The organism is Mycobacterium sp. TH-M82, assembly GCF_057473605.1.
The window spans coordinates 1-7159 of the sequence record NZ_JBYCKY010000018.1 but is presented as its reverse complement, the minus strand read 5'-3'; the positions used below and the strand labels follow the sequence as shown (position 1 = coordinate 7159).

Below are 7159 nucleotides of genomic sequence, written 5' to 3'. Positions count from 1 at the left end.
TCGGTCGGGTAGAACTTGAAGTGCTGATGCCCGGGGAACACCGTGCCGTCGGGGCACCGGACAAAGTCTTCCACGTCGTGGGTGACGAGCCACAGATCGCCCGCAAGCAGTTTGATGGCCGCACTCCATCCCTGGTCGCTGGTCATCTGGCCCGCGCATTCAAGCGAGGTGCTGCAGGTGGTCGTGATGGTCCAGGTACTGATGACAGTTTTCTGGTCGTAAAACTGGTGGTCTAACCGCGCCCAATTACCGTCGGACGTAGCCCGGAATGTCCCGTTGAGGGCAACCGGATCGGAAGGTCTGATCGGCTCCGGATACGGATCCGCCGTGCAGACCCAGCCCGGGATGATTGCCGCGGCCACCAGCGCTACGGTTACCAGCGCGCTGACTCGTCGCATCGATCGCTCCTCACCTCACATGCGGGCCGCATCAGCCGGTCCGCGGCTGTCCCCAACTACCCTAGGACCTTGAGGCGCTCAGATAGGTTCGAATTTCGATATCAGCCAGGCGCTGTTGACCTTTGCCAGCGTTACCCGCACATTGCTCGACGTCAAAATCGGCTTCGGTTGGTCCTTGCTGGTGGTGGTCTGGTGGATGAACAAAAGCACGACCGCCGAGTCCGAATGTAACTCCGACACTGCGGCACGCAGCACGGTGGCCGAAGCCTTGACGTCCTGTTGCCTGACCGCCGGTGCCACGAAATGTTGCCCGAAATCGCGGAAGTACCGCAAGAATTCGCCGGTCAGGTGGGAATTGGCTGCGGCCAAGTCCTGGTCGACGGTTGCGGGCGAGTACGACAAGACGGCCACCGCGCCCTCGGAGGCTGCCGTGATCGCCGAGCGTGCCGCCGCGTCGCCGGTCTGGGAATCCGGGCGGTACTGCAAGAAGAACAATCCCCCGCAGAGCACCACCGCGACAACGGCCGTCAGCGCCAGCAGAATCAGGCGCCACCTGGCCAGGCGCCGGCGCAGCCAGCGCCTGCCGGCACGCATCCAGCCCCTCCACGTCTGCTGCTGATTCGACGATCTGTCACCGGCGCCGACGTCGCCGACGTCGCCGACGTCGTCGATCTGCGGATCCTGATCGATCGTCATTGGACGAACTCAATGCTGGATATCTTGGGCTGCCCGCCGTCTCTGCTGAGGCCCAGCGCGATGTGCCAGGCCTGTGGCTCCTGCGCACCCTGGGGCTGTTTAGCCGCCGTCGTCGCCGCGACCAGGACGGTCGCCGAATCGCCGTTGATCGACTCGACAGCAACGTCGTTCACGGTCGCCGTGGTGACAACTTTCGACTGCTGCAGCCTCTTGCTCATCTCCGCGGCGACAGCTGGGAACCGGTCCCTGAACCGTCCGGTGGAGATCTCGGCGATGCGCAACATATCGTCTCCGGTTTTATTGAAATCCAGCGACATCAAGGTTGTGACAGCCTGGCGTGCGGCCGTCGCGAATTCCGCGGCACGCTGCTTTTCCTGCACAGTGACGCGATGGTGCCACATCATGTAACCGTTCGCCGCAAACACGGCACAGACCAGCGTGATCGTTGCGGCGACGGCGACGGCTCTGCGCCTTGGGCGCCGCCGCCACCAACGCGGCACCAAGCCGGCACTCGTATCGTGCATGCCGACGGCCCCCGCGGCTTCGCAACGCAGCCGGATCGCGCGGGCGCGCGCCGCCGCGGCTACTGCTTCCGCCTCCGCGGCTGCGGCTTCCGCCTCGGCGGCTACGGCCTCCGCCTCCACTGCCGCCGCCAGTGCGGCGGCAGTGGGCTCTGGCGGCTCGTTGCCGTGGTCGTCGTCGGGCGCACGGGAAGCCATTGGGTACTCCTTGTCAGACGGACGGTGAAAAGGAAGCGTGCAGAAATGTTATCCCGCATCCGTGGGTCGGTGCACGGTCAGTGGTAATCCTGTGATAATCGAGAATTTCGCTGTCACGTTGGGCAAAATGGCGAGATGCGATTGATCCTGATAGCCGCTGCCGCACTGGTGCTGGGAGGCTTGCTGGCGGCGCCGTCCACGGTCGCCGAGCCGGCGCCCAGCTGTGATGACCCGAGCTGCGTTCCAGGCATGACACCGGGCGTGGTGCTGGGCACACTGTGTGACAACACGACATATTTCGTGTTCGGAACGACGTCCTACGGGCCGGTGGAATCCCTGCCGGGCAGGGTGGTTTTCTGCAGCTCCCCGCGGCGAATTCACGGCCGATGGTTCCGGTCGCCCCGGATGGTCGGTATCAAAGAAGAGGGCGGCGACTGCACCGAATACACGAACTTCGTCGCGCAGGCGCCGGACGGATTGTTCCTGACTTGTGTGGCGCAGAACGGTCGAACCACCTGGGTCCGCGGCGACACGTAGCTCACCAATTACGCAGCGAGCAGAGCACGCCCGTGGGGCCGTCCTTCGACATGACGACAACCCCGTCCACCGTGAGGTCGCAGTGAAAATTCGGCGTGGCGGTTTGCTTATACCACTTGCCGGTGCTGGCGGTCACCATCGCCCACTGATCCGGATTGTTCAACATCAGCTCGAAGACCCACGGCTTGCCCGGTCCGACATCGGCTTTGGTGTTGGGAACCCACCGGTAGGGGTCGTGGCTGTAGCGATAAAATTCCGGCGGCTCGTTATCCAGGTAGTAGATGTCTGCCCGGATCGGCTGGGCGGCGGTGACGGTGTATTTGACCCGGTGGGCGGTTGGGTCGTCAGCGTGTGCGGTGGCCGTCAAGCTCGCTGTCGTCGACGCCAGTGCCAACACGCCGCTGAGGAGGGTCTTTTTGACGGCTGCCACATCGGTCTCCCGGTCTGTTGTCGATTCGCGACGATAGCACCCTCACCGGGCTGCAGTCGGTGGAATTCGGCTTTTGGCCGACGATCGTCACTCGACGAACTCGACGTCGGACATCTTGAGCCGGTTGCCGTCGCGGGTAAGTTTCACCGCCAGGCGCCACGACGTGGGTTGCCGTTGACCGCCCGCCTCCACGGTTTCGGTGTTCACCGCCACCAGTACGACCCCCGTGTCGTCGGATATCGACTGTACGGCGACGTCTTTCACGTCAGCGGTGGCGATCATCTTCGACTGCTCTACGCGGCGGGCCACCGCCGCGGCGTTCTTCTCGAACCGTGATTTGAAGTCGCCGGTGGAGTTGTCCAGAACGCTCTGGACGTGTTCGTTGGTCTTGGTGTAGTCGATCGCCAGCACCGCGACGGCGGCTCGGCGGGCCGCGGTGGCGAACTCCGCGGCGAGCGCTCGTTTGCCGGACGCCACCCGGTGCTGCCACCACATGCTGCCGCTCGCCGCCGACGAGGCGCAGGCGAGCGCGACGCCGGCGACGGCGACGAGTTCCCTGGATCGCGGCAGCCGCCACCGCCGCTTCGCTGACCCGTGGCGGCCGGCCTGCACGGCTTTGGCTCGGCGGTGCAGGCGCGTCGCCCGCGCGCGAGCCGCCCGGGCGCGAGATGCTGCCTCGGCGGCCGCCGCCTCCGCGGCGGCGGCAGACCGCGGCGCCTCGGCGGCGCTGTCCGAGTCAGACGATTCCTGGCCAGACGGCACGGCCACCCCTCTTCGTCTCTGTCGTCATCTTCGACGCGGACTTCTGCAACCGGGAAAAATTTGACTCCCGAGTATGTCAGAGTAGCGGCGGCGCGATTGGCGGCGCGGAGCAGTACGTGGAGCAGTAAAAGTGCGACTGGTGCTCAGCGCGGTGAGAAACGGAGGCCGGGTCAAGATGTCGGAAGTCGAGGACGTCCGGTGACCACCGACCATACAGCCGACCATGCTGCGGCAGGCGGCGAGCGGGACAGCACCGCTACCGTCGAGCCCGCGGCAGCCACGCGGACGCCGGCCGGAAGATCCTCCTGGATTCGGCGGCTGGCGTCGCCGCTGGTGGTCATCGGGGTTCCGGCGGTGCTCTCGGGAGGGTTAGCCGCCGGCTTATACTTCGCCGAGCAACGGCCCGACGACCAGACCGATGCCGCGGTGGCGCGGGCGGTCATCAGCGCGGCCTCGCACGGTGCGGCGGCGGTGCTGTCGTACAAGGCCGAGAGCCTGGAGGGTGACATGGCCGCCGCGAAGTCACATCTGACTGGGGGATTCCTGGATTATTACAGCAAATTCAGTGCCGAAACCCTTGGTCCGACCGCCAAGCAGAAAGAGATCAACACCAAAACCACGGTGGCTCGGGTCGCCATCTCTGAGCTGCACCCCGATTCCGCCAAGGTGCTGGTGTTCGTCAATCAGCTGAGCCGCCGCAAAGACGGCCCGTTCGTGGCAAACGCCGACAGCGTCATCGTCTCGCTGACCAAACGCGCCGGGACCTGGCTGATCTCAGGCTTCGAGCCGGTGTAGCGTGCATGCCTTCGGCCAATCACTGGTGATCGCGTCGGACTACCGGGTACCCGATCCCAGCCGGGTCTGGCCGCTGCTGCAGCGCCGCAAAGCCGCGTTGGCCGACATCGGTGCACACCACGTCGGCGTGTACACCTCGACCCAAGACCGCGGACGGGTCCTGGTCACGATCGGTGTGCGCAACCGCGAGCCAATAGTGGACCTGCTGCGATCACGGGTCTTCTTGGAGTGGTTCGACATGGTAGGTGTCCATGATATTCCCGCGGTGTTCGCCGGTGAGAAGGTCGAGAGATTCTCCCCGGCTGCCCCCGGGGAAGGTTCCGCGCCCGCGGGCCCAGGGACCGTGGTGCTGGCCGCGATCGCAGCGGTGGACGACGTGGCGGCGATGATCGCCGGCGTCGCCGAAGAGCTGGACGGATTGCGGTCGGTCGGCACCCGCGACATGTGGATCTTCCGGGCCTTCGACGACGATCGCGAGGTGTTGGTCCTGCACGAACTCGCCGACGAGGACAGCGCCCGGCGGTGGATCGCCAATCCGGCGCCGGCCGCGCTGTGGATGACGGGAACCGGCCACGGGATCTATCCGCCGCTGTTCGTCGGCAAGTTTGCCCACATGATGCGCATCGAAGCGTGATGTCTCGAAGGGCGGTATGGAAAGCGCCACCGCCGGGCTGCGCAAGTGGGTGCTCAAGGTGAAGAAACGCTGACATCTGCCCGGCTCACAGCCGAGAAAAAGTCAAGAAGAATCCGGCCGAAGCGCTGCCACGGTGCTACTGTGAAACAAGTGGCTGTACGAGCATCGCAAGAGATTGTCATCGACGCGCCGCCGGAAGTGATTCTCGACGCGTTAGCCGACGTCGGTCATTTGGTGTCCTGGTCGCCGGTGCACAAGCGGGTGGAAGTCCTCGACGAATACGCCGACGGCCGGCCGCGCCATGTGCGGGCCACCGTCAAGGTGCTGGGTTTGGTCGACACGGAGGTCCTGGAATATCACTGGGGTCCGGACTGGATGGTTTGGGACGCCAAGGCGACGTCGCAGCAGCGCGCACAGCACGTCGAGTACACCCTCAAACGCGAGGGCGTCAACCAGACCCGGGTGCGCTTCGACATCACCGTCGAACCGTCGGGACCGATTCCCACTTTCCTGGTCCGGCGGGCCAGCAGGATGGTGCTGCAGACCGCGACCGAAGGCCTGCGTCAGCAGATCATTGGTGCTGCGGGCGCTGGTCAGCACCGCTGATCAGCCCGTTCCGCAGCGCCGACAGCCGCCGGATCGCCTCATCGAGGACGTCGCCGCGTTTGCAGAAGGTGAACCGCACCAGGTGGTTCCACAACTCCTTGTGGGTCGTGCGGGCGTCCGGGTTGCAAAACGCCGACATCGGGATCGCCGCCACCCCGACCTGCCAGGGCAGCGCCGCGCAGAACGCCGAACTGTCCTCATATCCCAGGGGGCGCGGGTCGGCACACAAGAAATAGGTGCCGAAGCTGTCGTGCACCTCGAAGCCGATCCGGCCGAGCCCATTCGCCAGCAGGTCGCGTCTGACCTGCAGCGACGCCCGCAGCCCGGCCACCCAAGCGTCCTCGCGGTCAAGCGCGTACGCCACCGCCGGCTGAAACGGCGCCCCGCCGACATAACTCAAATACTGCTTGGCAGCCCGCACCCCGGCGATCAGATCGGCTGGGCCACAAGCCCAGCCGATCTTCCAGCCGGTACAGTTGAACATCTTGGCCGCGCTGGAGATCGTGACCGTCCGCTCGGCCATCCCGTCGAACCCGGCCAGCGGCAGGTGCCGACGTCCGTCAAACACCAGGCGCTCATAAACCTCGTCGGTGACGACCAGCAGATCGGCGGCCACGGCGATCTCGGCGATGGCGGCCAACTCGGTCGCGGTCAACACCAGGCCGGTCGGGTTGTGCGGGGAGTTGACGATCAGCGCCCTGGCCGCCGGCGTCACCGCCCGCCGCAGGGCGTCAACGTCGAGCGCGAAGCCCCGCCCGTCGGGCACCAGCGGCACGGTGACCCGCCGCGCACCGGCCATGGCGACCACCGGCGAATAGGAGTCGTAGAACGGCTCGATGAGCAGCACCTCCGAGCCGGGCTCGACCAGGCCGAGCACCGCGGCGGCGATGGCCTCGGTAGCCCCGGCCGTCACCAGCACCTCGGTGTTCGGGTCGTATTCGATGCCGTAATGGCGGCGACGCTGGGCTGCGACGGCTTCCCGCAACGCCGTGATGCCGAGACCGGGCGGATACTGATTGACGCCGTCGGCGATGGCGTCCTGCGCGGCTTTGAGCATCGCCGCCGGCCCGTCCTCGTCGGGAAAGCCCTGGCCCAGGTTCACCGCGCCGATCCGGGTGGCCAGCGCCGACATCTCGGCGAAAATGGTGGTGGCATACGGCTCCAGCCGTGAAACCGTCATGGCTAACGAGCCTATCGGTGCTGGCTCGGGGCCACCACGTCCCGACCAACAGGTTGATAGGCAGTGCTGTTAGGGTGGGTGCCACGGACTACTCCGCGAGCAGCCGCACCGACAAACCCCAGTGATAGAGGAAGCAGCCATGTCCGAAGAAGCCTTCATCTACGAAGCCATTCGCACCCCCCGCGGCAAGCAGCGCCACGGTTCGCTGACCGAGGTCAAGCCCCTGAGTCTGCTTGTCGGGCTGATCGACGAACTGCGTTCGCGGTTCCCCGACTTAGACGTCAACCAGATCAGCGACGCCGTGATGGGCGTGGTGTCACCGGTCGGTGACCAGGGCGCCGACATCGCCCGCACCGCGGTGCTGGCCGCCGGCCTGCCGGACACCACCGGCGGGGTGCAGCT

11 protein-coding genes are annotated in these 7159 nt (G+C 65.9%); 5 read left to right on the top strand and 6 right to left on the bottom strand.

The genetic code is table 11. The annotated features are described in order from the left end of the window. The 3 genes from AC2VON_RS00560 to AC2VON_RS00550 all read right to left on the bottom strand — a co-directional run. The coding region (locus AC2VON_RS00560) for an Rv2253/PknI dimerization domain-containing protein (RefSeq protein WP_486951202.1) at window positions 1-362 on the bottom strand (362 nt) is incomplete at its 3' end. A 114-nt stretch (window positions 363-476) separates the two neighbouring features. Further along, complete coding sequence (locus AC2VON_RS00555; protein WP_486951201.1) at window positions 477-1094, bottom strand: twin-arginine translocation pathway signal; 618 nt, start codon at window positions 1092-1094, stop codon at window positions 477-479. Further along, window positions 1091-1813, bottom strand: a complete 723-nt coding sequence (locus AC2VON_RS00550; protein WP_486951200.1) for a hypothetical protein — start codon at window positions 1811-1813, stop codon at window positions 1091-1093. Before AC2VON_RS00550 ends, AC2VON_RS00555 begins: the two co-directional genes overlap by 4 nt. A 135-nt stretch (window positions 1814-1948) precedes the next feature. Here AC2VON_RS00550 and AC2VON_RS00545 point away from each other — a divergent pair, with 135 nt between their 5' ends. Continuing rightward, window positions 1949-2350 (top strand): hypothetical protein, encoded by a 402-nt coding sequence (locus tag AC2VON_RS00545; protein WP_486951199.1) that lies wholly within the window; start codon window positions 1949-1951, stop codon window positions 2348-2350. Between the two features lies 1 nt (window position 2351). Here the strand turns inward: AC2VON_RS00545 and AC2VON_RS00540 are convergent, their stop codons facing one another. Both AC2VON_RS00540 and AC2VON_RS00535 read right to left on the bottom strand, forming a co-directional pair. Next, on the bottom strand, window positions 2352-2747 hold the full coding sequence (locus tag AC2VON_RS00540) for a hypothetical protein (protein WP_486951203.1): 396 nt from the start codon (window positions 2745-2747) through the stop codon (window positions 2352-2354). Between the two features lie 120 nt (window positions 2748-2867). Beyond that, window positions 2868-3548, bottom strand: a complete 681-nt coding sequence (locus AC2VON_RS00535; RefSeq protein WP_486951198.1) for a hypothetical protein — start codon at window positions 3546-3548, stop codon at window positions 2868-2870. A gap of 192 nt (window positions 3549-3740) precedes the next feature. On the opposite strand from AC2VON_RS00535, the gene AC2VON_RS00530 reads away from it, so the two are divergent. From AC2VON_RS00530 to AC2VON_RS00520, 3 genes are all read left to right on the top strand, one after another. Further along, complete coding sequence (locus AC2VON_RS00530) at window positions 3741-4337, top strand: twin-arginine translocation pathway signal (protein WP_486951197.1); 597 nt, start codon at window positions 3741-3743, stop codon at window positions 4335-4337. Window position 4338: 1 nt separating this feature from the next. Next, window positions 4339-4971, top strand: coding sequence for a fatty-acid--CoA ligase (locus tag AC2VON_RS00525; RefSeq protein ID WP_486951196.1), 633 nt, complete (start codon window positions 4339-4341; stop codon window positions 4969-4971). 150 nt (window positions 4972-5121) lie between these two features. Continuing rightward, on the top strand, window positions 5122-5577 hold the full coding sequence (locus AC2VON_RS00520) for an SRPBCC family protein (protein ID WP_486951195.1): 456 nt from the start codon (window positions 5122-5124) through the stop codon (window positions 5575-5577). On the opposite strand, the gene AC2VON_RS00515 is transcribed toward AC2VON_RS00520, so the two are convergent. Then, window positions 5543-6757 carry a pyridoxal phosphate-dependent aminotransferase gene (locus AC2VON_RS00515; RefSeq protein ID WP_486951194.1) on the bottom strand — a complete coding sequence of 405 codons (1215 nt, stop codon included), beginning with the start codon at window positions 6755-6757 and terminating at the stop codon, window positions 5543-5545. The genes AC2VON_RS00520 and AC2VON_RS00515 overlap by 35 nt on opposite strands. Window positions 6758-6896: 139 nt before the next feature. On the opposite strand from AC2VON_RS00515, the gene AC2VON_RS00510 reads away from it, so the two are divergent. Continuing rightward, on the top strand, window positions 6897-7159 hold a 263-nt coding region (locus AC2VON_RS00510), incomplete at its 3' end, for a thiolase family protein (protein WP_486951193.1).

Coding starts and splice junctions, on each gene's coding strand:
- AC2VON_RS00555 (WP_486951201.1), bottom strand. CDS start 1,094: ATGACGATCGATCAGGATCCGCAGATCGACGACGTCGGCGACGTCGGC.
- AC2VON_RS00550 (WP_486951200.1), bottom strand. CDS start 1,813: ATGGCTTCCCGTGCGCCCGACGACGACCACGGCAACGAGCCGCCAGAG.
- AC2VON_RS00545 (WP_486951199.1), top strand. CDS start 1,949: ATGCGATTGATCCTGATAGCCGCTGCCGCACTGGTGCTGGGAGGCTTG.
- AC2VON_RS00515 (WP_486951194.1), bottom strand. CDS start 6,757: ATGACGGTTTCACGGCTGGAGCCGTATGCCACCACCATTTTCGCCGAG.